Origin of the sequence: Nostoc sp. NZL, from assembly GCF_015714705.1 — a bacterium.
GTDB lineage: Bacteria > Cyanobacteriota > Cyanobacteriia > Cyanobacteriales > Nostocaceae > Nostoc > Nostoc foliaceum_A.
In genome coordinates, this window is sequence record NZ_WBKL01000158.1 from 56,974 (window position 1) to 82,700 (window position 25,727).

The window sequence follows — 25,727 nt, forward strand, 5'->3', positions numbered from 1 at the left end:
TTAGGGTAAAGGTTTGCCATTAAAGGTAACCTATTACGCCAAGCATACGGAGGTTTAATGTCGATATCTAAAGCTGTCAACAGGAACGTTACTTCTCAAAACAGCGTTGAAAAACGCTTGCAGATACAGCATCTGATAGGAGCAACTCAAATAGTTGCATCTAGTATTGGAAGTGATGTAGTGAAGGGATTAACTCAAACATCTAAATCTCTACCCCCCTGTTACTTTTATGATGACCGTGGTTCTGAGCTATTTGAGCAAATCTGTGATTTACCAGAATATTATCTCACACGCACAGAAACAACGATTTTACAGCAGTTTGCTGGCGAAATTGCCAATATAACTGGCGTTTGTGAATTGGTAGAACTTGGCAGTGGGAGTTCTACTAAAACCCGCATTTTACTAGATGCCTACCAGCAGCTAGGCTATCCCCTGCATTACTTACCAATTGATGTGTGTGCAGGTATATTGGAAAGTAGCGCCAAGCAATTATTAAGAGATTATCCCTTACTGCAAGTTTATGCTTTAGCGGGAACCTATGAATTAGCCCTTGCAAAACTCCTACCGACGCAATTACCAAGCCGGATGATTGGTTTCATTGGTAGCAGTTTAGGTAATCTTACACCTCATGAGTGTGATGTCTTCTTCTCTCAAATTACAGAAGCCCTACAAGTAGGTGAGTATTTCTTGTTGGGGATAGATTTACGAAAGCCGAAACAGATTTTGGAACCAGCTTATAACGACAGCCAGGGAGTGACGGCAGCATTTAATCTCAATATGCTGGAGCATTTAAATCAACAGTTTGATGGCAATTTCGACACCATGCAGTTTGAACACTGGGCGTTTTACAATGAAAGTGAGCATCAAATAGAAATGCATTTACGTAGCACGCGATCGCAAATTGTAGAATTACGCGCTCTTAATCTCAAGGTTAATTTTGCACTAGGTGAGACTATCCTCACCGAAATTTCCCGCAAATTTGACCTCGATACTATCAAGCAGCAACTTACTGCACAGGGTTTATTACCTCTTCAAGTATGGACAGATCCAAATCAATGGTTTGGTTTATTGCTCTGTCAAATGCAAGCATCAAGCAAATCAGAGTATGCCTCATATATATAGGGGTTCTCAGTTGAGTCCAATATAGACTTAACAAAAACAGCCCACACTAGTGAGAGAGAACAATTAGAATCTCTCTCACTAGTATAGTATTTTCACTATATAGTGCTGTATATTATGTTTTAAGGCATATCTCTATCAGCCTAAATGAGTAAACTAAATATTTAGCCCCTGATTATTGCTGCATCGAAGGTGTGGGAAAAATTCTGCTGGATATAGGAACCCGTGGCTTCGGCTTAGTTGCAGTTATATTGGCATTAGTACCAGAAGAGTTATTGGCTGCCTCTGAGAGTATAGGTGGTTTACTATTAGTAGAATTGGCAAAATCACTCAATTGGATAGCCGAAGATGAATTTGAAGATATGGAAGTAATATTCTCAGTATTTTGGCTGTTGGATTTTACCGGAGTTTCAGCTTGAGATGGAGTAATAATGAAAGCCGAACTTGTTCCTAATACCAGTATTAGCAGATTAGAAATATATTGTTGCATGGGGATTTTTCAAATCGGTTAATAAATTTTTCAAGCTTCAAGAAGTTGTATTTATTCTCAGTTGGAAATAAAATCGTGATTTTCCAAGATAAATCACTCCACTCACAAATAAAACCTGATTACAGCGATTTTCAGATGAATAGACTAGTACCACATGCTTCAGACTTGAATGCCGCTGAGTACATCGATTCATTGATAAAAATCTAACCCCTTCAGTTACCTTTTGTAGAAGGGAAAGGGAAACTAAACTTTGGTCTCCTTTTAAGAGAGCGGTTATTCTAGAATTACGGAATCTATCTTATAGAGAGTCCGCAATATAGATATACCTGGAATAATTGACGTTTATTTATCAACTAAGCCAGCACAACTATTAATAATTTAGTTGAATTTCTGTTCTTATTAAAAGAGGAATTTTACTGAAATTTTTGAAAAACCTAATTTTCAGTAAATCAGGTATTTAAGTCGCATATTTAATGAACTACAATCAATAATATATAAACTTTTAATAAAAGATGACTTTTATGAAGTGGATTTCATGAAAAATATATGTATGCGTTTAGGGACGGATACTAATCTGCCTATTTTATGGAAATACTGATACATTTTTTTGCTTAAAGCAGTCCTAAATTATTGATGAAATTCTCTATTCGATAATCTTTACAATTTACATAAGATTGCTAGATGGGTTTATCCATAGACATCCTAAAGCAGCATTCTGTTTCTATCATACGAGCCAGCCAACAATTAAAGGAAATTTTTATCTATGTCGAGATTGTAAGGTTTACTATCCTATCTGAAACTTTCAGAGCAACTGTTCATTTTTACAAGTTAAACTAGACTTCTCTATTTAGTGATGGCAAACCCGCACTCCTATTTTTCTGGAAATATATGAAATTTAGAACCCTCAAATATCCCTTCACACTCATGCTAGTCAGCTTTAGTTTTTGGCAGACAGCTGATGCTCAAACTCCTGTAGCTGAAATCTCCAAGCTATCTCAGGAAGCTTCTGTGCTTCGGAAACAGGGCCCAAGCGGGTTACAAGTATTTCTTAAATCCCATGCCGATACGTTAAATATCAATTCTTCAGATGCAGTTCTACCTTCCCCTACACTCCGGCTAGCTTTAGACGAACTCTGCCAACAACGGGACTGTTACGCCTCTCGTCTGTACTGGTACACTGATATAGAACAAGCCAAAGCTGCTGCCAGAACTAGTGGTAAACCTATTTTATCTCTGCGGTTGCTGGGCAGGCTGGATCAAGATTTGAGTTGTGCTAATAGTAGGTTTTTCAGGGTAGCGCTGTATCCGAATAGTGAAATTTCTAAACTGCTTCAAGACCGCTTCATTTTGCACTGGCAAACAGTGCGTCCTGTACCCAAAGTAACTATTGATTTTGGCGACGGACGCAAGTTGGAGCGGACGATTACAGGCAATAGTATTCACTATATATTGGATGGGTCAGGTCGTCCAATCGATGCAATTCCAGGGCTATATAGTCCCAAAGCATTTTTGCGTCAGTTACAGCAGGCTGAAGTAGCAGTAAAAAATTACAGTAAACTTAGACAAAGCGATCGCGAGTCTTTTTTAAGAAAATACCACAGCGATCGCCTGAACTCCATCCAAGCACAATGGGTTGCAGATTTATCTCGCCTGGGTATCCAGTCTCCCCCTCAGTTGCTGCAATCTCCAAGTAATTCCAGTCAGCCACCAACAGCAGAAATAGCAAGTTCTCTGGCAGTTTCTAAGATGGTAGTTGAAAGGCCAATGCTGAATGCTCTCCAGTCTGATGCTGAACGAAATCAAGACGCTTTAGCTGAAATAACCGATCAGGAAGTCTGGAACAAAATCGCTCAACTCTATGCTGCTGATGCCCAGCTAGATCAGAATAGCATTTCTTTAATCAGAGCTAAAAAGTCTCAGCCTGCCAACACTCAACAAGATATGCCGATGATAATGAAAAAATTTGAAGCCACAATGGCTTTAGATACTATCAGAAATGAATATATGTTGCACAGCCAAATTCATCAATGGTTCACGCAGGGTAGGCAAACAAGCAGCGTGGAAGCGCTCAATGAACAAGTATACGCCCAACTATTTTTAACTCCTAGTTCTGACCCTTGGTTGGGGCTTTTTCCCAGCGACAGTTACAGCGCTATTGATAATGATGGCATCCGTTAATTACTTGAAAAGCGCTGTAAACTGAAGTAAGTAAAAAGGAGTGATGAGATGAGATTTTATAATATTTAGACCTCACCTATCACTCCTTATAACTTGCGCGTTGATAAGCTGTTACGCATTTTTAAATTACACCAGCTTACTGCTTGATTTATCCTCTAACTAAAGAGACGGATAATTGTTAAGTTCTTATGTGATCTTCTATACAAAAGCTTTTAACTTATTAATATCCATTAGTCTTACTATTGCTTATATCAGATAGTTCCTTAATGGATTTGTAAAATTTGAAAAGCTCAGATTCTCGACTTTTCTAAGAAGTCGGGAATCTTTTTGTTAAGAAGAAAGTATTTACAGGCACAAATAAACTTAACTTAGCTTATATATCTTTGGTAGTAGTGCCTTAATGCTTGTGATGGACGTTGGGTAAAAGATTATCAGTTATTTTAGTAATCATGGAAACAATTATTATTAGCACTGAATCATTCATTGGGAGAATGACAAAGTGGGTTAAACACGAATGAGAACTTAAATTTTAGATCCAGGGTTTTCTGACCATGCTGTTTTATCTAATTACTCTACTAGTCATAATTGTGACTAGGTTATAAGTTTAGTCAGAAATTGGCATAATTTAAGGTCAGCTAATTTTGCATTCGTATTTAGCTGAGTTTACCGAGTCTTCCCACTAAAGGTAGAAGTAATACTTAGCAAAATGGTGTAAGCTTTTTCGTAAAAAAGCATTTGAGTGCAAAATTTATCAATGGACAGCCTCTAATTCCCTAGATTCAATCTGCTTTGAGCATCTAGGTTAAATTTAATAGGTGTCATTTTAAAAATTAGACCACGTGTAGCCCCATAGAACATAAATTGTCATAAACCTAGAATAAATCTACTCTTATAGGTTTAGGTTTTATTGAATAATAATTGCAGTTTATAACTAATGAAATTTATCACTCATTAATACAACGAATGCTGCAATTTCTCCAAGAATTTACCTAGTGTATTTTTTGCTTAAACTCTGCAAGTAAGTAGCGGGAATTTAAGGTGAACATAGAAAAATTTATCCAACGCTCAGAAACATTGCACAATCGTTTAGCAGATTTATACCAAACTGCTAGTGTATTGCCTTGGATTTCACCGGATCTGCTGCCGCAAGCTTTTAAGGAACTCTATAACACCTCAAAGGTAGTGCAGTTAGCAGCAGAGGAACTCTCTCAGCAAAATGAGGAACTAATACAAACACGGAATTGCTTAGAAACAGAACGCCAACACTATCAAGAATTATTCGAGTTTGCGCCTGATGCCTATTTAGTGACTAATACAGAAGGAATCATCGAAGAAGCTAATCATACCGCAGCTAAATTGCTCAATGTTTCAAAGCAATTTTTGGTGGGCAAACCAATGATTAACTTCGTCCCCTTAGAAGAACGTCAGCACCTTCGCAATGAACTTATCAGACTATCGCAATCAGATAGAGTTAGAGAACTATTGATTCGCTTGCAACAACGTCATGGTGAATTATTCGATGCAGCTTTGACAGTGGCAGTTGCTCGTAATCCGCAAGGTAAGGCAACATCTCTACGCTGGGTGTTACGTAATATTACTGAACGGAAACGAGTAGAGTCAACGGTAGTCAAAAATGATAGCGACCTCTTCTATGATCGTCCCGTGCATAAATATTCTAAAGGAGAAACTATTCCCCTTAATCCATTAGTAATTTTGTATGTTTGTCAGGGTTTGGTCAAACTTAGTACCTACTGTGAAACAGGTGAAGAAGTGTTAACAGGATTGGCAACAGTAGGAATGGTTTTTGGCTCTAGTTTAACATCTTTAAACATTTACCAAGCAACAGCCCTTTCTGATGTTGAACTGGTGTCAATTTATGCAGCAGAGATAACAGCTTCCCCCAACTTGAGCCATATCCTTTTACCAAAAATTAATCAGCGCTTACGGCAAACAGAATGTTTTTTAGTAATATGTGGAAGACGACGGGTACAAGAGCGCTTGCACCATTTATTACAACTTTTGAAACAGGAAGTTGGTGAAACTGTGCCGGGGGGAACTCGCTTAAGTGTTCGCTTTACTCACGAGGATATTGCTAGCGCCTGCTGCACTACCAGGGTAACTATTACACGATTGATCGGCAAATTACAAGAAGAAGGGATAATCAGTTTTGACTTAAAAAAACACATGATATTGAGAGATTTTGATTAATTACTTATGGGATAGCTATAAGGGAATGTGACATCATTGTTATCCTGCAAAAAGGCTACGCGGTCGCAGTACTCAAAAATGTACTCAAAATAATGTATATCTAATTTGACGTGTATTGTTAAAATCGCGATTGCAGCATGTCAAAGTAGCTATGCACACACTTGGTAACACAACTCCATTATCGGGCTACATCTTAGCACTGGACTTAGGTACAACAGGCAACCGCGCCTTTGTGTTTAACGCAGACGGTAAGATTGTTGGGCAGGCATATAAAGAACTAACTCAGTATTATCCTCAGCCCGGATGGTTAGAACATGACCCTCAACAAATCTGGCAGGATACTTGTTGGGTAATGCAAACCGCAATTGAGAATGCCCAGATTGCTGCATCAGCGATCGCAGCACTGGGACTGACTGTGCAGCGTGAAACCTGTTTGATTTGGGACAAAACTACTGGGAAGCCACTCCATAGAGCGATCGTCTGGCAAGATCGCCGCACTGCTTCCCTTTGCCACCAATTACAAGAGCAAGGTTATGCTCATGAAATTTACGATCGCACCGGATTAATCATCGATGCCTACTTTTCTGCTACTAAGTTCAGGTGGCTATTAGATAAGTTTACAGATGTTGACCTAAACAATGTCTTAGCAGGCACTATTGATAGCTGGGTGTTGTGGAACCTCACAGGCGGAAAAGTCCATGCTACTGACCACAGCAACGCCAGCCGTACAATGTTGATGAATCTCAAAAGCTGTGAGTGGGATGAGAATTTACTAGAACTATTTCAGATTCCGGCTCATATTTTGCCCCAGATTCAGCCTAGTTTAGGAGTATTTGGAGTTACTGATGCTACTTTGTTGGGCGCTGAAATTCCTATTACTGCCATTTTGGGAGATCAGCAAGCGGCTCTATTTGGTCATGGCTGCGATCGCCCCGGTTTGATGAAATGTACTTATGGCACTGGTAGTTTTTTGGTTGCTCACACAGGTTCTGAAATTGTGCGGTCGCACCATCAACTCATTTCCACGGTGTCATGGACACAAGCAAATCCAAGAGGGACTTTAGATGTAGGCTATGCCTTAGAAGGTAGTATGTTTACTAGTGGAGCTTGTATTCAATGGTTACGCGATCGCCTCAAGCTGATTAAAACTGCTGCTGAAACTGAAGCAATGGCAAATCAGGTAACAGATAATGGCGGAGTATATTTTGTGCCTGCATTTAGTGGACTGGGCGCACCCTACTGGGATATGAGTGCTAGGGGAGCCTTTTTCGGCATTACCGCCAGTGTACAACCAGAGCATCTAGTACGCGCCGTGTTGGAAGCGATCGCTTACCAAGTTCTGGAAGTGGTGCAAGCAATTAATGCATCTAGCAGTACTCCAGTTGGGCGATTAACCGTAGATGGTGGAGCTTGCGAGAATAATTTTCTGATGCAGTTCCAAGCTGATGTATTAGGTATTGGAGTTGAACGTCCGATAATGCGCGATACGACCGTTCAGGGTGCAGCATTTGCAGCAGGTTTAGCCGTAGGATTTTGGGAGAGCTATGAAGTACTGGTGCAGCAACGGCAAATTGAACGTGTATTTGAGCCGAAGAGCGATGATCCATTATCTAACTTTGCTACTTGGCAAAAAGCAGTGAAACGCACTCTCGCTTGGGAGGAATAGATGCTTACTGCTCAGGCAAGACTTTAACTGAATGGTTACTAAAATTTTGTTCCAGATAACGTGGATCGCGTACTCCTACGTGCAAAACCAGTGCTGTAACTAATCCACCTATAGCTGCCACCAAGAAGGCAGTTCTATAGTCAATATTGTCCACTATCCATCCACCTAATAGGGGAGCAAGAAGCGTGGCAGGGGCAACAAGGGTATTGCCAAGACCAATATAGGCTGGTCGTTCGCGCTGGTTACCAAACTCTAAGGTCATTACCGCAGCAATATTTTGCAGAGCGATCATACCTATCCCTGCTCCTATAAACACCAAGTAAAAACAGCTTACATTTGTTGCTAGACCAGCTAAAACCGAACTAAACGCACAAACAACAGAACCAGTCTCCAAGACCAACTTGTGACCCCAGCGATCGCCTACCCAACCCAAAACCAATCCAGCAATAGTTTGCGTTACCATCAGCACACCAGTAATTATCCCAATAGATGCTTCTCCCATCCAATGTTGGTGTACGGCATAGAGTGTATAGAAGGGAAGTGGCATCAGTGCTAATTGTGAAAGCATACGTGTGATCACAAAGCAACGGAAATTCTTATCGCACCGGAGAATCACACTAAGACTGTCCCAAAATTCACGTCTAGTTTCAAAGGTAGATAATGGGTTACTTACTGGCTCCCGCGTCCTAGACATAAAAAACCAAGATAGAGCCATCGCAACGCTAGCACACAAAAAACAGAGAGCAAAGTTAAATGGCTGGGCAATTTCCTTGAGCAGTAAACCAGCTATCAGAGCACCAAAAATACTCATCAGATTAGCAGCCGCCGCCAAGGCACCATAAAAAATGCCAAGCCTTCCAGAAGGAATAATTTTAGCAACCATGCTTTGCCAAGCAGTAGCACTAAATCCGCTGCCTAGTCCCTGCCAAATGAGTATGGCAAATGTCAGATGTAAGATAGTTTGGCTATTGAGTTGTAGCTGTAATAAAGCGAGCAGTGCTAATCCAAAAAAAGGAAGTTTTTGGTGAATTGTCAACCACATTACAGTTGGTTTGTAATACTGTAGCCGAGCTATTTTATCAGCCGTCAATAGCTGAGGTAGTTGCCAACCTAAACGCGGAATAGCTGGAATCAGACCAATAAGCGATGAAGAATTGGTAAAACCGCTAACAAATAGAGGAATAATCGTGATATAGGAAGCAAAACCAGTTGCCAAACCAAAAAATGCACTTTCGGCAACATTGACAGTCAAGTTATGACGAAGGTCTTTTTGAATTTCAGAATTAAGCATTTTTATAGATATTGCAAGTGTAGATAATTACTTTTTTGCATATCAAATTCGGCTTTGTTCAAGCCACATTCAGATAATTAAAAATTTGAAAAATAACGCTATGAGTAATCAATTCCTCAGTCTGACGAGCGAGAAATATCTCTGTTATTTATTGCCCTTTTTAGTCAGGTTATGCCGGAATTGTGCTTCTCTAAAGTCTTGATAAACCTTGATTGAGCGATAGCTGGGCAAAGTAATGAAAATAGCGCTTATTACCACCCATACCCTCAGATTTGCCGAGTTTTATACTTTTAGCTTTAGCTCTAAGCTGAGTGGTACGTTGCTAGAGATAACATCTCTCCATTTATTACTCAAACAAGGTACATAGTTGCTAGAAACGAATGGACTTCTTCAGTAGCAAGGAGTTTATACAATGATGGTTTGCCTTTGCCCAGCTAGCATTTGACAAATCATTAATAACCTTAGTGCAGTTTATAAAATTAAACTCCTTGCGCTAAGTTGCTAAGTTAAGTAAGGAGGAGACACAGTTGCCAACATTGATGGCAGCAACTCTATTTTTTTACTCACTGATGATTTATTCCTCTATCTATTGGGGAAATTTGGACAGCATTGTAAACAGGTTTATGTTCTTTTTTTAGGCACTTACTTAAGTGGTAAGTAGCGAACAAAACCTGAGCTTCATAAATTGTTCCCAGATGGCGCACTTAAATTATCATTGGAGAATATTTTTGTAAAAAATCCCAAATTATGCATCTGCAATCTTTTTGGCAATTTATGCTCTAGCAACTTAAAACAAATACTGTAAACCGCGATTGTACTGATAGCTTGGGAGAGTAAAGTATTGCTAGAGCAATCGCCTGTATTGTCCGGGCGTATTTAGCAGTAGGGAGAGGATAAAGTAGAATTTGAAAACAGATCATCAAAGCGTCGAATGGCACGCTTGTTAAGCTGAAAGCCTTGAATAATAACGGCTTTTGGTAAATCATCTGCTTGTCAAGATTGAGAATACGCCAAGTAGGTTTGATGTTGAAGCGGCACTCATGCAGGCGATCGCAAAAGGTTGAAAGCGATAAAATACTAGTGTAAAACCCAGGTATGGAAAGAAAGCGTGACTCATTACTGTCAAGTCTGCGGAGTTTTTCAGTAGGTAATTATCTAATTAGGACTTACACACAAGAGATCCCCCAACCCCCTTAAAAGGCACAACTATTGCGTGGTAAGTTTGATTTGGGGTGTAAAGTCCTATCTTTAACTTTGATAACTGACAGCTGTTTTAATACACTACTGACATCTCAGGATGCTGAACGCATGATTACTAAACCGAAGATTTTCATTGATGGCGAATCAGGAACCACAGGCTTACAAATTTACTCACGTCTCAATCAACGCGATGATATCGAGTTAGTTAGCATTGAGGCCTCTAAACGTAAGGATGCAAGTGAGCGAGCTAAACTAATCAATGCCGTCGATGTTGTTATTCTCTGTCTACCTGATGATGCAGCCCGCGAAGCTGTTAGCTTAGTAAGTAGTACTACGGTTAAGATCCTTGATGCTAGTAGTGCCCATCGCACGGCTAAGAATTGGGTATATGGCTTTCCTGAACTAAATCCAGGACAACGAGAGAAAATTGCCAGCGCCCAGTTTGTCAGCAATCCAGGATGTTATCCCACAGGATTTTTGGCTTGTATCCGTCCGTTGATTGCCAAGGGACTTTTAAAGAGTAATTTTCCTATCACTGTTAACGCAGTGTCAGGCTACTCTGGTGGCGGCAAGAATCTCATCAAACAATACCATACCTTCCATGAACAGGAAGCTGGAGCAGAGTCGCTTTATCCCTATGGCATCTATGGTTTGCAGTTTGGACATAAGCATGTCAAGGAAATGCATTATTACTCAGAGTTAGCATCGCCGCCGCTATTCGTACCAGCGGTAGGGGATTTTGAGCAAGGGATGCTAGTTCAGGTGCCTTTGCCGCTGGGGACTTTGGATAATCCACCATCAGGTGAGGTTATTCATCAAACAATTGTTAACTACTACCAAAGTGAAAAATTTGTGCAGGTAGCTCCATACCAAGATTCTACTCTGCTACGAGACGGAATATTTTTGGATGCGATTGCAGTGAACGGCACTAATATTGTTCAGGTTTTTGTATTCGCAAATGACACTACCAAAGAAGCGTTGCTAGTTGCTCGTCTTGATAACTTGGGCAAAGGTGCATCGGGAGCCGCAATCCAAAACTTAAACATCATGCTGGGCTTTCCAGAAGAGTTGGGATTGTTATGAAAGGCTCAGATTCCCGACTTTTTTAACAAGTCGGGAATATTGGTTAATAACTTCTGATTTTTGGACTTTCAGCAACTTTTGTTGATTTCTATTTCAGTTTCTCAAACAATTGAATTACATGATGCTCAAAGCCTCTATTTCGCTCTTGAACTGATTCAATTAAAGGTTTATCAAAAAGATTAATCACATACTTGCCTAGTTGAATTCCTAAAGGTTTTAAATGTCCACCCTCTAAAGTTTGTAGAAATTCTTGGGGTGGTTTTTTTAGAATATTAGTAAACCATTCACAGGTTAATTTAGCAATATTATCTGACTTAAAACAAACTAAACCCATGATATTAAATAGCCCACTATCCTTGATTAAGTTATGGGTTTCTTCAACGGTTGGTTTCACACCCCAACCAAGTTTATCGATGATATCCGCTAAAAATTGAGGACGAATTGCGCTCCCTGTATCAGCAATAGCAGGTGCTAATAGGATAGAAACCTGCCCCTTAATGAAGACACTGTTAATTTTTATTTCCTGACCTACATAAGTGTAAATTAGTTTCCGAACTTCTACAATTTTTTGTTTAAGCTCATCATACAGAATGTTAATATCTGCAATGACACTTTTTATCTGTGACTCATCCGAAGTATGAGATAGCAGGTTGCGAATAAACTTTTCTCTATCTTGAGGCTCTGGAGGTAAAGCAGTAAATCCTTCTAACAGGGAGATATATTTACAGCCAAGGCTATGTCCAATCCAAGAAAAGTTTTTATCATCTAGATAGGCTTCATAATCATATCCCTCAACACTTGCCATCCTCACAAGCTCTGGTAGAATTTCATACTGCTCCCTCATGAGAAAACCAGCTTCTACATAATGGTTAAAACTAAAATTAAATGGCAGAAGAATAATTGTATATCCCTGCTCAAATAGGCATTGAAGTAGATAGCGATAAAAAAGCATGGGGCCAAATGTACCAAAAAAAGCCCCTGCAATAAATTGAATTACTCCTTTAGGCTGTGGATGCAGAGCAACCCAACTGTGAGAAACGGGTTTAAATCTCAGCTTGATATTTGTATTTACCATGACTTAGCAATGAGTGTATCTCATTTTGGTAGGTGTATACTTTACCTCCAAATTGAAGCTGCTGCTTTTCGGATTCTTTAAAAGTTTTTTTGGATAACTGAGATGCTCGCCCTCGTAACATAGTAAACGCAGTTGGCTCTCAAAGCATTTATGAAAGGTAGTGGAGAGTAGGAAATAATGTAGTTCAATAGTGAAATTGAATTGGCGTAAAACTTCTAATGGACTCTTTGATATTTCGGCAATTTCTTTAGAGAGAGTAATATTTTAGACAAATAAAAAACATATTAAATTCAATCAAGCTCGTAGTTAGTATATTTATACACTTAAAAACATGAAAAATATTTAATTCCCAGAAGCTAAATAAAATGTAGCGGTCAATATCAGTAAGCTTCTTGTTGAGAGCATATTAAAAGCTCAAATTTTCTTCTAAAGTCTGATTCGTGAAAGCTAGATGCAAAGGGCATTTAGGTGATTTCAATCACACTTTTTTTGTTCATACTCTTGACATGGTTGATGATGACAGGTTATAAACCTTGAAGAAAAATAAATCAGTCTGCCTAATCCACTATATTCCCTGAAAAGTTTTGTGAGTAAGGGTAAACCGGAGCGGAGGAACCAAGTTTGGGGCGTATTTTGAAGAAAGTTAGCAGTTAATAAATTCATAACTCCTAACTCATAACTTTCTTAAGAAGGACATCTCTCAGTCCTAGCCCGTCAGCTAACTTCGTCGGCATTGAGAAGAGACTGAACGAGCAGCATTCTTAACAAGTAATGCCATGTTCTCGTCAGTGTCCTTTGGCTGGTAACTTTGCGGTTTGTTGTGCCTGCCCTCGACGTTGAAAGAAAGGATAATATTATCTTGATTTCTGGCGTTTGAGGCAGGATTAATTGCCTTGAGGTGAAAATCAGCTATGTTCCAGAATAAGAAACATCGCATTGCCCTAATTTCTGTTGATGGTGACCCGGCGGTTGAAATTGGTCAAGAAGAGGCTGGAGGTCAAAATGTCTATGTGCGTCAAGTAGGTTATGCCTTAGCAAAGCTTGGTTGGCAAGTGGATATGTTCACTCGTCGTAGTAGTCCTGAACAAGCTGCCTACATTCAACATAGCCCAAACTGTCGTACTATTCGGTTAAAAGCGGGCCCAGCTAAGTTTATTGGGCGAGATAACTTGTTCGACCATTTACCTGAATTCATCGAAGAATTCCAGCAATTCCAGTTGCGCCAAGGGTTTCATTACTCCTTAATTCATACCAACTACTGGTTATCATCTTGGGTCGGCATGGAATTGAAAAAGCAGCAACCACTGATTCAGGTACATACTTACCACTCTTTAGGAGCGGTTAAATACAGAAGTATTGGTGATGTTCCCGTAATTGCTACCCAGCGATTAGCTGTAGAAAAAGCCTGCTTGGAAACTGTAGACTGTGTGGTTGCAACTAGTCCGCAAGAGCAAAAACATATGCGGTTACTCGTTTCCAGTAAAGGAAACATTGAAATGATTCCCTGTGGCACTGATACTGATAAATTTGGAGAAATTCAGCGGTCTGCGGCGCGGGAAAAGTTGGGAATTGCACCAGATGCCAAAATGGTTCTCTACGTTGGTCGCTTTGACCGCCGCAAAGGTATTGAAACCTTGGTACGAGCTATTGCCAAATCTAGTTTAAGAGGTGAAGCTAATCTCCAGCTAGTGATTGGGGGTGGTAGCCGTCCAGGTCAGAGTGATGGAATAGAACGCGATCGCATTGCTAGCATTGTTACTGAACTCGGATTAGAAAATTGTACAACCTTTGCTGGTCGCTTAGATGAAACTGTCCTCCCCTTCTACTACGCCGCCGCTGATGTCTGCGTAGTGCCTAGTCACTATGAACCTTTTGGTTTAGTTGCCATTGAGGCAATGGCTAGTAAGACTCCTGTCGTCGCTAGTAATGTTGGTGGGCTACAGTTTACTGTTGTACCAGAAGTCACAGGGTTACTTGCGCCCCCCAAAGATGAAGTAGCTTTTGCTGCTGCCATAGACCGCATTCTCATCAACCCAGCTTGGCGAGACCAGTTAGGTGAAGCGGCTCGACAACGGACAGAAATTGCCTTTAGTTGGTATAGTGTAGGATTCCGACTGACTCAACTTTACACTCGTCTGCTGGCTCCAACTGCACCTAATACCCGAACTCGGATTGCAGCTTAATTTTTCCAGCTTTGAACGCGGAACTAATATCATCAGAGCGGTTTTGCCGTGCCCAAATAGTCAAACACAAACTACTCAACCTAGTTAATTAGGCAGTCAGAATTATGCTGAATATCGGAGATTATGCTTTGCATCAAATAACAGGGCAAGTTGGTCAAGTTTGTGGTTATGGACATCAAGTAATGGATGGAGTTTACATAACCACCCTCAAAGTCAGAGTGAGCAAGCATAAAGGAACTCGTCATCAAAGCAGATTTGTCGAGGATGCTTACTCCACTTGGGTACTCACAAACGCAGGATAAACTAATAGATTTATTTTTCTGCGTTTATATAGAAAAACAAATCTAATAGTCCACCACACCAACTTTTATGAGTGAATAAGTTCGTAGTCAGGACTTTAGTCCTTGATTTGAGACTACAAACCAAGCATAAAGTACTAGTTGATTGGCTGCGATTTTAGCAGCATTTTGAAGATAGCGGGGAAAGTTCACTGAACTTTCCCCGCTTCAATTTGGCTAAAGAGTTTTTTTGAAACATCAAATTTATCAGTAAATCAAGACCAGTTAGCCATTGCAGGCAGCGATTTGTGTGTAATAAAGCTTGTACAATTGTCAAGGCGGTTTTTACTGCCAGAATACTTCTCAGGTGTAAAATTTATCGACAGCAAAATTGTTCTACTTTGTGTTTTTCCATCCTTCACTTGTGGCTAAAATACCCCAAGTTAGGCGCTCATATCTTGCAATAGATAACTTTTACCCTTATGACTGGAGAGCAAAATCTTGGGAATAGAACTACGCAGTTTCGTATTTCTCGACAGCCTGCAACCTCAACATGCAGCATATATGGGAACAGTAGCCCAAGGCTTCTTACCATTACCAGGAGATACATCACTGTGGATTGAAATCTCTCCTGGTATCGAAATTAATAAAATTACGGATGTAGCTCTGAAAGCTGCCTCTGTTCGTCCGGGAGTACAGGTAGTTGAACGACTGTACGGACTATTGGAAGTTCATTCTAGCTCCCAAGGTGAAACGCGAGCTGCTGGGCAAGCAATTTTGGCTGCATTGGGAGTCCGAAAAGACGAATGTCTCAAACCGCGTGTTGTTTCTAGCCAAATTATCCGCAATATCGATGCTTACCAAACACAACTTATTAATCGCACGCGACGGGGACAGCTATTACTAGCAGGGCAAACGCTGTATGTATTAGAAGTGGAACCTGCTGCTTACGCCGCACTAGCTGCGAATGAAGCTGAGAAAGCGGCATCAATCAACATTCTTGAGGTTCAAGCTGTAGGTAGTTTTGGACGGCTTTACTTAGGTGGACATGAAAGAGATATTCTAGCAGGTGCGGCGGGAGCTTTAACGGCGATTGAAAGTGTAGCTGGTCGGGCAAATCCTTTGGGTATGCGTCAGGAGTAAAGGAAAGAAAATGGCAAATCGAGAGCATCTAGCTTTACTGAAAGCAGGTGCAGTTACATGGATTGAGTGGAGAAAGAAAAATCCCCAGATTGAACCAGACCTCAGCGCTGCAAACCTCCAAGGAGATAACCTCAGAGGCGCAAACCTCCAGGGGGTAAACTTGAACAAGGTGGATTTAGGTAATGCTTTACTCGTGCGGGCAAACCTTAGTGGTGCCGACCTCAGTAGTGCCAATCTCTACAAAGCCTTTCTTGTTGAAGCTAACTTGAGTGATGCTAACTTCAGTGTTGCTAACTTGAGTGGTGCTATACTTACGCAGGCAGATTTGAGTCATGCCAATTTCATTGGAGCCGACTTGAGTAACGCGAATCTTAGAGGCGCTGCGATCGCTCATGCTAATCTAATTGGGACTGACTTAAGAGGCGCTAACTTGAGAGATGCCGATTTAGGTGCAGCGAAGCTAATACGAACTAATCTTTCTTTTGCCAACCTCATTGAAGCTAACTTGATTGCGGCTGACCTCAGCGAGGCGAGTTTGTACGAGGCGGAAGTTTTGGGGGCTTATCTTTACAAAACTGACTTATACAAAGCTAATCTAAACAAGGCTCACCTAAGTGGTGCTTACCTGCTGCAAGCTAACCTAAATGAAGCTGATTTGAGTCAAGCTGACTTGAGTTGGACTAACCTTAGAGGCGCGAATTTGGCAGGGGCGAATCTCAGAGGAGCTAACCTTAGAGGAGCCGACCTTAGGGGAGCTAACCTCAGCGGCGTAAATCTTCAGGAGGCAATTATGCCTGACGCTTCAAGGCACAATTAATTAACAAGAAAAAGTAATTGACGTTTACATTCATTTTCTGAGCTTAAACTTGTTTGTAATGCAAAATCACCCGGCACCGCTGAGTTAATTAGCTTAATTAAGCTTGAATGAATTGGAATGCTCCCTATATTTTGGCAATTACCATTGTGAAAAAGGATGTTTTACTAAATTGCTGTTGAAATATCTGAAGTCATCTGAAACTTCTTGTCCAATCCAACTTGGTAGTTCAATTTCTTGATTTTCATCACTGAGTTCAACTTCTGCTAATATTAATCCTTTATTAACACCATCAAACTCATCTATTTCCCAAATCAAGCCACCCGACTCTATTTTATATCTGATTTTTTCTATAAAGGGACGTTCACATAATGTTTCAAGTATTTCTTGAGCATCTTTAACAGGAATAGGATACTCAAACTCTAATCTCGAATATTTGATATTAGGGCCTTTAATAGTCAAATAACTTTTTTCTCCTACTATACGTATACGTACAGTAGCTTTGTCTTGTGTGGCAATGTATCCTTGACGATATACACTACCTTCAGCTAATTCTCTCCAACTATCTCCTCTCACTAAATATTTGCGCTCTATTTCTTTCGCCATTTTACTTACCCTGATTGTGTGATTTTGTAGATCAAAAAACTAAGTCATTTTCAAAAAATAACTCCATGCGATCGCTCCAAAGTCAAGTTACACTATCCTCTTAAAGGAGTTTTAGCTGAAATTAACATGTATAAGCATTGCTCTACCCCTACAACGTGGTCTATTTACCTGAAAATAGCTGTAAGTTCTTCTTTCGCTAAAGCTAATGCTTGATGAGCATTTTTAAACTTTGTTTCATCTGTAAATTTATGACCAAAGCACTTTAAATAAGCTTCCAGATACCGAATACGTAAGCGTGGATCAGCCGGACTCTGAAGAAAAGGGAGGTCAGCTTCAACCATGAACCGGATAGCCAACAAGGGGATAGGGCTACGAAGTGGACGAAAGTTTGGGTTGTGTAGACCAGGACTTTCATTACGTTTATGAAATTCTCCGATCATCAGTCCTGACTCAACAAATAAAGGTTTAAGTTTTTGTTGGACACTATCTACTAGTTTAGGAGCATCTTCTATATGGATGTCAGGAAAGATAAGTAAAAAAGCTCTATTTATTGCTAATTCCTGTTCTTTAACTTCCATCTTAAGAAAGATATCTCGGTAGCGTCCAACAACCTCTTCTAATTGTTCTGGATACAAATCTTTTGTGTGAATAACTGCCAGACGAATACTATTTGACTTGAGGGAGTAAGGCACAAAAGGGCAAACTGCACCGGGTCTTCCTAAATGAGGATGAGGTCTTCCTAAAAAATTTTTCACCCACTCCATAATTTCAATCAAGTAAGGAAGGTCTTCGTTTTGCTGAAGTTGTTCTATTTCAAGAGTTGTATAAAGTTCCATGAGCTTGGGTGAAATGGAGTAATTGTTTAATCTGAATGCAAAATTACTTTTAAAAAATGATTTTTCTGAAACTAATTATTGTCTAAGTGAATAAAATCAGCCTTTATTTTTTCTATTTTGGGTTAATTTGTGGCTTGTAGCAGATAAAATAATTTAATGTTTTTGTGAATTTAAATAGGGTTACGCCAATAAATACACAAACATATTTTCGTACCAAGTAAATTGTGTTCATTTATTTTTGGCATTTTCGCTAGAATACATATGTATTATCCAGTAGATGCTCCTACTTTTTTACACTTTTAAGCTTCTATTATTTTTAGTAAATATATTATAAAGTTTATGTCTAAATATTTATTTTTATTGTAAAAATTTAGTATAGATTTAATAGCAACTATACATTTAATATCAAGTTAGTATAATTAAATCTAACAAGTTAATTATCTATTAATCGTAGGGGAGGCGGGATAAGCGGCGACTTTTGCCATTTTCCGTACCCCTACGCTACCCTGTACACACAAGCTCTAAAAACAGTTTGATAAAGATTTCCTCGTTAACAGGCTCCCGCCGGGAAATGCATTCACTAGGCTCCGCCTCCAGCCAGACACGCATTGAAGCAAAGCCTCTAATAGCCATTCCTATGCGGAGCATGAGAACGAGGGAAGAGTGGGAAGTTGAGCTTTTTTCGATTTGCGTGTACGTTATGCATACCCTTAGGCAAGCTACTCACAAAATTGGATATTTGTTGAATTGGAAGTCCCTTATTTCTCAACAAATTCTTTCACCACTGCCATAGCATCAGGAGGAATCTGCGTAATTAGGCGAAATGGAAATGCCGCAGTTGAAGCAAACTGGGCATAATCTGATGTCAGAAAGATAGCGTAGTTTTTAGCTTCTGGAGTCATCTGTGCAGCAAAGGCCAAGGCTATAGCTTTAACGTACTTACGAACCTCAGCCGCTTCTTCACCCACAACTTCACCGCCACTAATTGGTGTATTCGGTTGTTTTACCTGATCCAAAGTGGTACTGGGGTCTTTTACACTTAGATGAGTACCCCCAACTATACCAATTAGCCATTTTGGGGATGGGATTTTGTCAAATCCCACAATCTGTTCAGTTAAAGCTGGGGTAGTTTTATCTGCGGAACCAGCTAAAACTAGGGTAGGAACTTGTACCTTAGTTAACCCAGTTTCGCCAAAAATCAGAGAAGTTGTAGGATTGAGAGCGATCGCCTGTTTGATTCTAGTATCCCGCAGTTGATAGCTATTTTCAGGTAGCTCTTGAGCGATACACTGCATACCTTCTGCCAGACTTAAGACAACCAAGTTTTTTTTGCAGCGTTGTTTGAGTCGTTCCAGTTGTAACTCGGCTCCAGCAACTGTTAAAGCTGTACCACCACCAAATGAATAGCCAACAACCATCGCGTTTGTGGTTGCAAGTTTCCTAGCAAGGGGATTATTAGTTGTTTGGTTAAGTTTTTCTAATTCGTCGAGAACAAAACTAATATCTTGAGGACGATTTAAAAACTCCTGAGGCTTCACAACTCTGGTTTTACCTTGTAATGCTAAGTTAGTATTTGCCTCATTACTACCGGGATGTTCTAAAGCTGCTACTACATAACCGTGGGATGCTAAATGTTCTGCCAGGTAACGCAAGTCCGTGCGGACTGACCCGAAGCCGTGAGAAAAGACAATTACGGGTTTATTGGCAGTTGCAGCAGTTGACCAGTAAATATCAACTGGAATTTTACGGTCGCGCTTTTGGTCATTCAGGCTTAAGTTAAGTGTTTTTACTTGAGCGCTTCCTGGTTGGCTGGGATCAAAAGAGAAAGCAATCTGCGGTGTTTTGGAGTCCAGTTGAGAAGCGATGTCTGACGACAAGCCGCTACGTGTCAACGCCAGCATAAATTGCTGGGTGCGCCAAAAAGCTGTATTCAAACTCCCTGCAACTATAAAAGCCTGTGGCAAATCAATTTCTAGGCGTTTACTGGGATAAGCGGCGATAAAGCTCAGTATAGAAAGACCCTCTGGTGCCGTAGAGCCTAATACCAATCCTCCTCTGAGTGCTTGTACCCCAGCTTTGTCCTTTCGGGCTAAGGCTGTAGCGAGGTCATTGAGAATACTTGTACCAATCTGGGTATTAACTAACCTATTAATGGTGACAACATTCATCGGTATATTCATACCCAGCGCTCCCAAGAGGAAGCGGCGTTGTTGTTCAGATAATCCTTTAGCGTAAGGCTGCAAACTCGCAGGCAATTCCCCAGTTTTTGCAGCCTTTCGCAACTCAGCAAGCGAGATGGTTTCTGTAAATAAACCCAAACGCACAACAACTGTGTCAGCCGCAATGGCCGAAGTATTTACCCCGAACTGTGTAAGTGCAATTGCACCAAAGAAACTCGCAACTGCCTTAAGACTTCGCCAACTTCTTCCCATAAACATTTATACAAAGTGTTACTTACGGGAATATAACGAATATTTATGTATTTGACTACCCCATTAATTACCTAGAAATACAAGCAGATTTTTTCTTGAACTTAATAGCGAGCGCCCTGATCTCCTCAAAGCATCTGCTGATCCGAACAAAGTTCATCCAAAACATAACAAAAACAACAAATTGTAGAATTAATCACAACTAAAAATTTGAGCATAAATCAGTGTTAACAGCGACAAAAGTCCGATTGTTTCTCAGCTATTTTTAATACTGTAACGAAGCTCTAGAACAGGGTAAGCGATGCCTGCGGCGGTAAACTACGCATCTAGAGTCTGAACTTTTTGTGGGCTGATGTCTTGATTGCTATTTTTTTGACAGGAAAGTTTAACCTACCGCTTAATGTTTTGTCTTTGCCCTTTAGAACGTGTTGCAGAGGTGTTGCAGGTGGATAGTTTTACTGCTGTAGCTGCATTATCATTACTCATCAAATTCTAACAGCCGCATCAACAATTTTTCTTGGCTTTATGCATCGCAGACTCCGCTATATTTTAATTTTGTTGCTCTCCCTGAGTATTATTCCACTGTGGTGGCCTGTGAATGATTCTGATTGCAATTTCGAGGATTTTTTAGCATCAACAACTACAAATTTTCAAGTCCATGCCACTAAGGTTATTGTTCAGCCGTGGCGTGGTCGTCACCATGTATATGGAATCTTTATGATTCCTGATGAATACAAACAAGCTCCATTTTTTGTGTTAACAGTCCAAGGTGCTGGCAGTTACTGTTCAAAACAATTTGGTCATAAAAAAAAATTTAATGGTGTCTTTGCTGAACCAGGAACTTATCTAGTAAGGAAGTTTATTAGAACTCGAACGGCTCTGCGGCTGATTCTCCAAGGTTTGTACTTTCAGATTAATGATAAAAAGAATTGGACATTAACTTTCCCTGAACTAAAACCTAGTCAACATAATTCATAATTCAGCTTGGTGGTTGAGTTTCCAAAACCTCATTTTTCTCTAGCAAGGCAGTAGTAGCATTAATTACAATCTGTGCTGCTCCTGTGAAAAACGATCGCTCGATAGTCGCAGGAACATCGGTAAGCTTATGATAGTGCGGACTCCGCAAATTTGCGGTATCTGTGACCAGCACAGCACCCACACCCTGATACCAAAATGGTGCATGGTCGCTGCGTAGAGTGTCTGGTGTCAGTAAACCTTTAAAAGGAATTGGTAATGTTAGGACTGGTGGCAGATTTGATTCCTGTTTATTCAGGGCGGTTGAAGGGAGTATCTGTGAGTTTTGAAAGGCACTCAGTAAAGGCAAATGTTCTGTATCACCAACTATTGCCAAAAAGTCGCCTTTGTCGCTGGGCGGCGTAACAGGCAATCCAGCAGGGTATTTCTGGCACCCAGATGTGTAACATGCATAACCCACCATATCCATAACGATCGCTCCACCCAAATTTTGCAAGCGTGCTGTCTTGCTCACGAAAGCCTGACTACCCAAAAGTCCTGCTTCTTCTTGGTCGAAAAAAGCTAGCTGTAACGTCCGTGGTGTGGGACGGGAACCAAGCAACCGCGCTACTTCCAGCGCTACAGCTATACCACTAGCGTTATCATCAGCACCAGGGGATAAGGCAACAGTGTCGTAATGTGCTCCTACGAGAATTGCTCCAGATGCTTTGTTAGTTCCTGGGCGTTCGGCAAAAATATTTACACCGTTGGAGAACTTTTCTAATTTGGGCTTCCAGCCTAATTTTTTCAGTTCAGTTGTGATATAAGTGCGAGTAAGCGATCGCTCTTTTGTTGTGTAGCGCTGAAAATTCAACTTTTGGATATGAGTTAACAGCTTGTCAGCAGACACTTGCGGCGCACTGTCAACTTCCTTTGACTCTGGCTGTGGTTGGGGTGTTTCCACTGGAATGCTCTCAACAATTTCTGGTGAGGGACGTTGTTCAAAAAACGTGCTACCCCTACTACCCACCACTGCAACTGCCATCAGCACCAACAGCATCAGCCAAATCCATTTTTTCATGTGATTATATCCTTGGCTTCCAGACTTAGGGTAGCGCGAATCCCTAGGCAGAATGAACTAGACTTCTTGCAAAAATGTGAATAAGTGAAAAGGGAACCACAGATGAACATCGATGTTCATCTGTGGTTGAATCTCCAAAACATAGACTTTTGCAAAAGTTCTAACACCACATTTGTTAACAAATGTGCTATCGAAACTTGCTCCTACTTAGTACAGGATTTTATAAATACGAATCTATACCAAGTTCCGAATCACTGGTGCAGGGTCTGGAAAACTATCTAAATTACAGAAAATCCTTTCTGACCGCCTTCAAGCCAAGCAAGGTAAACGCAAAGTTCTCATTGCTTGGGCTGGTAACAATAGTAAATACCAAGCTGAAAAAATTAGAGATGTCATTTTTAAGCATCCACAGATTGAAACCTTCATTTTAGATATTGATGGAAGTTCAAGATCAGCTTGGCTTCAAGAAACTGAACAGATTCTTTCAACAGTGGACTTTGGTATCCTCTGCTTGCCTAAGGAATGCCTTGAACAAGCATGGGTTAATGTTTTGGTCGAGTGTGGTTCGCGATCTCGACAATTGCCCCGATTCTTCTGATTTATTGCAGCTTAAAGAAGAATATCTGCGTGAGCAACTTGATGTTTTCCAAAAATAGCGAGATACTATTCGGGAAACACTTGACGCAACTTTTGGAAATCGACATCAATCCAATTATCCAGAGTCTTCTACCGAAGCTTCTATAGAGGTAGTCACAAAGTATTACTCCTAATGTATTTCTTAAGTACATTAGCTTGAGTAATTTCCAAAAAGGTCGGATTTTATTCTCAGTTAGATAGCCATATTTTCAATAGGTGATTTAGCCTCTTAATTTTCAGCACCTCACAAAATGGCACTGCTACCGTCATAATCAAGTTTGACGGTTTGTCTTTTGACAGCGATCGCAACTTCACTTACAGTGCCGCACTAGAGGAATGCTGAGTACTGGGTACTGAGCAAAGAAGAAGAGAAAACAATTTCTTCTTAATTCTTCAAAATCTTTATTCTGACACTCAGGACTCATGACTCAGAACTCAGGACTTTTTTTATGGTAGATTTACTGCTGATCACAATCCTGGGGTTCCTGGGGAGTTTTGGACATTGCTTTGGGATGTGTGGCCCTCTAACAGTGGCGTTTTCCCTATCTCATCAGCCGAAAATTCCACAAACAGTCTCCTTGGGACGGACATCAACCTTAGAAAAGTCCGACACTTGGCAACAGCAATTAAAATTTCATATCTTGCTAAATCTGGGGCGGATGTTGAGCTATGCTTTAGTCGGTGCTGGCATTGGGGCACTGGGTTCGGTATTGCTACAAGGTGGACAGCTAGCGGGTGTTGGCAGTGGTTTTCGCCGCTGGATGGCAATTCTGACTGGTGTAATGCTGATTTGGTTTGGCTTAGGACAAGTAAAACCCGATTTGTTGCCGCGCATTCCCGTGTTACACCCTTTATTACAAGGTAGTTTACACGATCGCCTGAGTGCGGGAATGATCAAGCTTTCCTTCAAAACCAAATGGTGGACACCATTGCTTTTAGGGATGACTTGGGGTTTAATGCCCTGTGGTTTCCTGTATGCTGCCCAAATTAAAGCCGCTGAAACTGGCAATTTATGGATGGGTGGAGTAACTATGCTGGCTTTTGGGCTGGGAACTCTGCCCACTATGCTAGGTGTAGGCGTTTCCACCTCATTGGTAAGTAAAGACAGGCGCAGTCAGTTGTTTCGATTAGGTGGTTGGGTGACACTCACTATTGGCGTCATCACCTTATTGCGGACTGGTGACACAATGGTAGATTACACCGGACACGCCGCGTTAATCTGCTTAATCTTGGCACTAATTGCGCGTCCTATTAGTGGCTTGTGGGCTTCACCACTGCGTTACCGCCGGGGCTTAGGAGTGGGAGCTTTTGTGCTTTCTGTGGTTCACACCGTCCACATGATAGAACACTCATTGCAATGGAATTTTGCCGCCTTTTCTTTCCTGCCGCCAGAATTTCAGTGGGGTATGGCTGCGGGTGCTGTAGCATTGGTATTAATGTCCCCCGCCGCTTTAACGAGTTGGGAATCTTTGCAGAAATCTTTGGGCAAGCGTTGGCGACAGATTCATCTATTGGGTGTGCCAGCCTTGCTCTTGAGCGCCATTCATGCCGTGTTGATTGGTTCCCATTACCTGGGTTCCTTGCAATCAACTTGGGGAAATAAATTAGCGGCAGTACTGATGGTAATTATTACCCTCGGTGTATTGATGGTGCGATCGCGCTTTTTTTGGTCAAAGTTAGCCGTAGAAAAGTTTTATGTCCCCCCAACCAAATCGCGGTAAATCATCCTTATTTTCTGGCTTCATCCCAACGAGTCAAAAACAGAGGCTTTGCCCGCTCAAAGGTATTTCCTGGCATCAAGGAACAATAAAGTATTTATTATTCCTGAGTTGCTTAGTTATACCAATAACTAATCTTTCCTCTGCCTCTGCTCATAAGGTGGAGATAGCAGGAGATGTCGGCGGCACCCTCCACATTGAACCAAATGATAATCCCCGGGCTGGAGAACCAAGCCAAGCTTGGTTTGCACTTACCCGCAGAGGTGGAAGGGTGATTCCCCTCTCACAGTGTAATTGTCGGTTGGCTGTTTATGCCCAACCCTATGCAGCTGGAGAGCCACCACTGTTAGAACCACAATTAGAACCTGTGGCAGCTGAACGCTATCAAGGCATCCCAGGTGCGGAAGTTGTCTTTCCTAAGCCAGGTATTTATGAGTTGCAACTAAATGGTAAACCAGTCTCTGGGGCAAGATTCAAACCGTTTGAGTTCAAATTTGAAGTTACTGTGGCCGGTGGATCTACGCAAAACACACGAAACCAACGAAATGTCAATGGCGATTTAGTAGAGGGTGAATCTCAGCAATTACCAATTTGGGCGATCGCACTTCCAATTCTCGGATTTATCGGCATTTTAGTTGTCGTACTGCGAAGCATGAGAAGCGGTAGCGAGTAGGGAGCGGGGAGTGAGGGCAGGGGCAAGGGGAGCAGGGGGCTGTCTCTTATACACATCTCCGAGCCC

Annotated in this window: 20 protein-coding genes and 1 riboswitch; of the genes, 14 read left to right on the forward strand and 6 right to left on the reverse strand. The window is 41.0% G+C overall.

Annotation, left to right across the window (positions count from 1 at the left end; translation table 11 throughout):
- The first annotated feature begins 57 nt into the window (after positions 1–57).
- From egtD to glpK, 5 genes are all read left to right on the forward strand, one after another.
- Complete coding sequence (egtD, locus tag F8R90_RS22710; RefSeq protein WP_196512558.1) at positions 58–1,122, forward strand: L-histidine N(alpha)-methyltransferase; 1,065 nt, start codon at positions 58–60, stop codon at positions 1,120–1,122.
- 191 nt (positions 1,123–1,313) lie between these two features.
- Positions 1,314–1,538 carry a hypothetical protein gene (locus tag F8R90_RS22715; RefSeq protein ID WP_196512559.1) on the forward strand — a complete coding sequence of 75 codons (225 nt, stop codon included), beginning with the start codon at positions 1,314–1,316 and terminating at the stop codon, positions 1,536–1,538.
- Positions 1,539–2,497: 959 nt separating this feature from the next.
- Positions 2,498–3,787, forward strand: a complete 1,290-nt coding sequence (locus F8R90_RS22720) for a hypothetical protein (RefSeq protein WP_196512560.1) — start codon at positions 2,498–2,500, stop codon at positions 3,785–3,787.
- Between the two features lie 1,038 nt (positions 3,788–4,825).
- Positions 4,826–5,995, forward strand: coding sequence for a PAS domain S-box protein (locus F8R90_RS22725; protein WP_196512561.1), 1,170 nt, complete (start codon positions 4,826–4,828; stop codon positions 5,993–5,995).
- Positions 5,996–6,146: 151 nt separating this feature from the next.
- A complete protein-coding gene (gene glpK, locus F8R90_RS22730) occupies positions 6,147–7,661 on the forward strand; it encodes a glycerol kinase GlpK (RefSeq protein ID WP_196512562.1) in 1,515 nt (504 codons plus the stop codon).
- Between the two features lie 4 nt (positions 7,662–7,665).
- On the opposite strand, the gene F8R90_RS22735 is transcribed toward glpK, so the two are convergent.
- Positions 7,666–8,952 carry an MFS transporter gene (locus F8R90_RS22735; RefSeq protein ID WP_196512563.1) on the reverse strand — a complete coding sequence of 429 codons (1,287 nt, stop codon included), beginning with the start codon at positions 8,950–8,952 and terminating at the stop codon, positions 7,666–7,668.
- A gap of 1,311 nt (positions 8,953–10,263) precedes the next feature.
- Here F8R90_RS22735 and argC point away from each other — a divergent pair.
- Positions 10,264–11,235, forward strand: a complete 972-nt coding sequence (gene argC, locus F8R90_RS22740; RefSeq protein ID WP_196512578.1) for an N-acetyl-gamma-glutamyl-phosphate reductase — start codon at positions 10,264–10,266, stop codon at positions 11,233–11,235.
- Between the two features lie 88 nt (positions 11,236–11,323).
- Here the strand turns inward: argC and F8R90_RS22745 are convergent, their stop codons facing one another.
- Positions 11,324–12,310, reverse strand: a complete 987-nt coding sequence (locus F8R90_RS22745) for a DUF1350 family protein (protein WP_196512564.1) — start codon at positions 12,308–12,310, stop codon at positions 11,324–11,326.
- A 548-nt stretch (positions 12,311–12,858) separates the two neighbouring features.
- Positions 12,859–13,058, forward strand: a riboswitch (cyclic di-AMP (ydaO/yuaA leader).
- A 163-nt stretch (positions 13,059–13,221) separates the two neighbouring features.
- Here F8R90_RS22745 and F8R90_RS22750 point away from each other — a divergent pair.
- The 4 genes from F8R90_RS22750 (at position 13,222) to F8R90_RS22765 (ending at position 16,731) form a co-directional block, all read left to right on the forward strand.
- Complete coding sequence (locus F8R90_RS22750) at positions 13,222–14,493, forward strand: glycosyltransferase (RefSeq protein WP_196512565.1); 1,272 nt, start codon at positions 13,222–13,224, stop codon at positions 14,491–14,493.
- A gap of 104 nt (positions 14,494–14,597) precedes the next feature.
- On the forward strand, positions 14,598–14,795 hold the full coding sequence (locus F8R90_RS22755; protein WP_196512566.1) for a hypothetical protein: 198 nt from the start codon (positions 14,598–14,600) through the stop codon (positions 14,793–14,795).
- 477 nt (positions 14,796–15,272) lie between these two features.
- Positions 15,273–15,914: a hypothetical protein gene (locus F8R90_RS22760; RefSeq protein WP_100900887.1), complete on the forward strand. Its 642-nt coding sequence runs from the start codon at positions 15,273–15,275 to the stop codon at positions 15,912–15,914.
- A gap of 10 nt (positions 15,915–15,924) precedes the next feature.
- A complete protein-coding gene (locus tag F8R90_RS22765; RefSeq protein WP_196512567.1) occupies positions 15,925–16,731 on the forward strand; it encodes a pentapeptide repeat-containing protein in 807 nt (268 codons plus the stop codon).
- A 138-nt stretch (positions 16,732–16,869) separates the two neighbouring features.
- Here the strand turns inward: F8R90_RS22765 and F8R90_RS22770 are convergent, their stop codons facing one another.
- The 3 genes from F8R90_RS22770 to F8R90_RS22780 all read right to left on the reverse strand — a co-directional run bounded on the left by F8R90_RS22770 (position 16,870) and on the right by F8R90_RS22780 (position 20,602).
- On the reverse strand, positions 16,870–17,334 hold the full coding sequence (locus F8R90_RS22770) for a CYTH domain-containing protein (RefSeq protein WP_196512568.1): 465 nt from the start codon (positions 17,332–17,334) through the stop codon (positions 16,870–16,872).
- A 164-nt stretch (positions 17,335–17,498) separates the two neighbouring features.
- A complete protein-coding gene (locus F8R90_RS22775; RefSeq protein WP_196512569.1) occupies positions 17,499–18,170 on the reverse strand; it encodes a DUF6875 domain-containing protein in 672 nt (223 codons plus the stop codon).
- Positions 18,171–18,928: 758 nt separating this feature from the next.
- The gene (locus F8R90_RS22780) at positions 18,929–20,602 is read right to left on the reverse strand and encodes an alpha/beta hydrolase (RefSeq protein ID WP_196512570.1); all 1,674 of its coding nucleotides are present in this window, start codon (positions 20,600–20,602) and stop codon (positions 18,929–18,931) included.
- 522 nt (positions 20,603–21,124) lie between these two features.
- On the opposite strand from F8R90_RS22780, the gene F8R90_RS22785 reads away from it, so the two are divergent.
- Positions 21,125–21,577, forward strand: a complete 453-nt coding sequence (locus F8R90_RS22785) for a hypothetical protein (RefSeq protein WP_196512571.1) — start codon at positions 21,125–21,127, stop codon at positions 21,575–21,577.
- 1 nt (position 21,578) lies between these two features.
- On the opposite strand, the gene F8R90_RS22790 is transcribed toward F8R90_RS22785, so the two are convergent.
- Positions 21,579–22,634, reverse strand: coding sequence for a M28 family peptidase (locus tag F8R90_RS22790; protein ID WP_196512572.1), 1,056 nt, complete (start codon positions 22,632–22,634; stop codon positions 21,579–21,581).
- A gap of 437 nt (positions 22,635–23,071) precedes the next feature.
- On the opposite strand from F8R90_RS22790, the gene F8R90_RS22795 reads away from it, so the two are divergent.
- The 3 genes from F8R90_RS22795 to F8R90_RS22805 all read left to right on the forward strand — a co-directional run bounded on the left by F8R90_RS22795 (position 23,072) and on the right by F8R90_RS22805 (position 25,661).
- Entirely contained in the window at positions 23,072–23,290 is a 219-nt protein-coding gene (locus F8R90_RS22795) for a hypothetical protein (protein ID WP_196512573.1), read from the forward strand.
- 429 nt (positions 23,291–23,719) lie between these two features.
- Positions 23,720–24,991: an urease accessory protein UreH domain-containing protein gene (locus F8R90_RS22800; protein ID WP_196512574.1), complete on the forward strand. Its 1,272-nt coding sequence runs from the start codon at positions 23,720–23,722 to the stop codon at positions 24,989–24,991.
- Positions 24,966–25,661 carry a hypothetical protein gene (locus tag F8R90_RS22805; protein ID WP_196512575.1) on the forward strand — a complete coding sequence of 232 codons (696 nt, stop codon included), beginning with the start codon at positions 24,966–24,968 and terminating at the stop codon, positions 25,659–25,661. Before F8R90_RS22800 ends, F8R90_RS22805 begins: the two co-directional genes overlap by 26 nt.
- Positions 25,662–25,727: the final 66 nt, after the last annotated feature.

Excerpts from the sequence above, each read along its gene's own strand:
- F8R90_RS22780 (WP_196512570.1), bottom strand. The coding sequence starts at position 20,602 with ATGGGAAGAAGTTGGCGAAGTCTTAAGGCAGTTGCGAGTTTCTTTGGT.
- F8R90_RS22795 (WP_196512573.1), top strand. The coding sequence starts at position 23,072 with ATGGAAGTTCAAGATCAGCTTGGCTTCAAGAAACTGAACAGATTCTTT.
- glpK (WP_196512562.1), top strand. The coding sequence starts at position 6,147 with ATGCACACACTTGGTAACACAACTCCATTATCGGGCTACATCTTAGCA.
- F8R90_RS22750 (WP_196512565.1), top strand. The coding sequence starts at position 13,222 with ATGTTCCAGAATAAGAAACATCGCATTGCCCTAATTTCTGTTGATGGT.
- F8R90_RS22805 (WP_196512575.1), top strand. The coding sequence starts at position 24,966 with ATGTCCCCCCAACCAAATCGCGGTAAATCATCCTTATTTTCTGGCTTC.
- F8R90_RS22790 (WP_196512572.1), bottom strand. The coding sequence starts at position 22,634 with ATGAAAAAATGGATTTGGCTGATGCTGTTGGTGCTGATGGCAGTTGCA.
- F8R90_RS22785 (WP_196512571.1), top strand. The coding sequence starts at position 21,125 with ATGCATCGCAGACTCCGCTATATTTTAATTTTGTTGCTCTCCCTGAGT.
- F8R90_RS22755 (WP_196512566.1), top strand. The coding sequence starts at position 14,598 with ATGCTGAATATCGGAGATTATGCTTTGCATCAAATAACAGGGCAAGTT.
- F8R90_RS22765 (WP_196512567.1), top strand. The coding sequence starts at position 15,925 with ATGGCAAATCGAGAGCATCTAGCTTTACTGAAAGCAGGTGCAGTTACA.
- F8R90_RS22800 (WP_196512574.1), top strand. The coding sequence starts at position 23,720 with ATGGTAGATTTACTGCTGATCACAATCCTGGGGTTCCTGGGGAGTTTT.
- F8R90_RS22770 (WP_196512568.1), bottom strand. The coding sequence starts at position 17,334 with ATGGCGAAAGAAATAGAGCGCAAATATTTAGTGAGAGGAGATAGTTGG.
- F8R90_RS22720 (WP_196512560.1), top strand. The coding sequence starts at position 2,498 with ATGAAATTTAGAACCCTCAAATATCCCTTCACACTCATGCTAGTCAGC.
- egtD (WP_196512558.1), top strand. The coding sequence starts at position 58 with ATGTCGATATCTAAAGCTGTCAACAGGAACGTTACTTCTCAAAACAGC.
- F8R90_RS22735 (WP_196512563.1), bottom strand. The coding sequence starts at position 8,952 with ATGCTTAATTCTGAAATTCAAAAAGACCTTCGTCATAACTTGACTGTC.
- F8R90_RS22745 (WP_196512564.1), bottom strand. The coding sequence starts at position 12,310 with ATGGTAAATACAAATATCAAGCTGAGATTTAAACCCGTTTCTCACAGT.
- F8R90_RS22775 (WP_196512569.1), bottom strand. The coding sequence starts at position 18,170 with ATGGAACTTTATACAACTCTTGAAATAGAACAACTTCAGCAAAACGAA.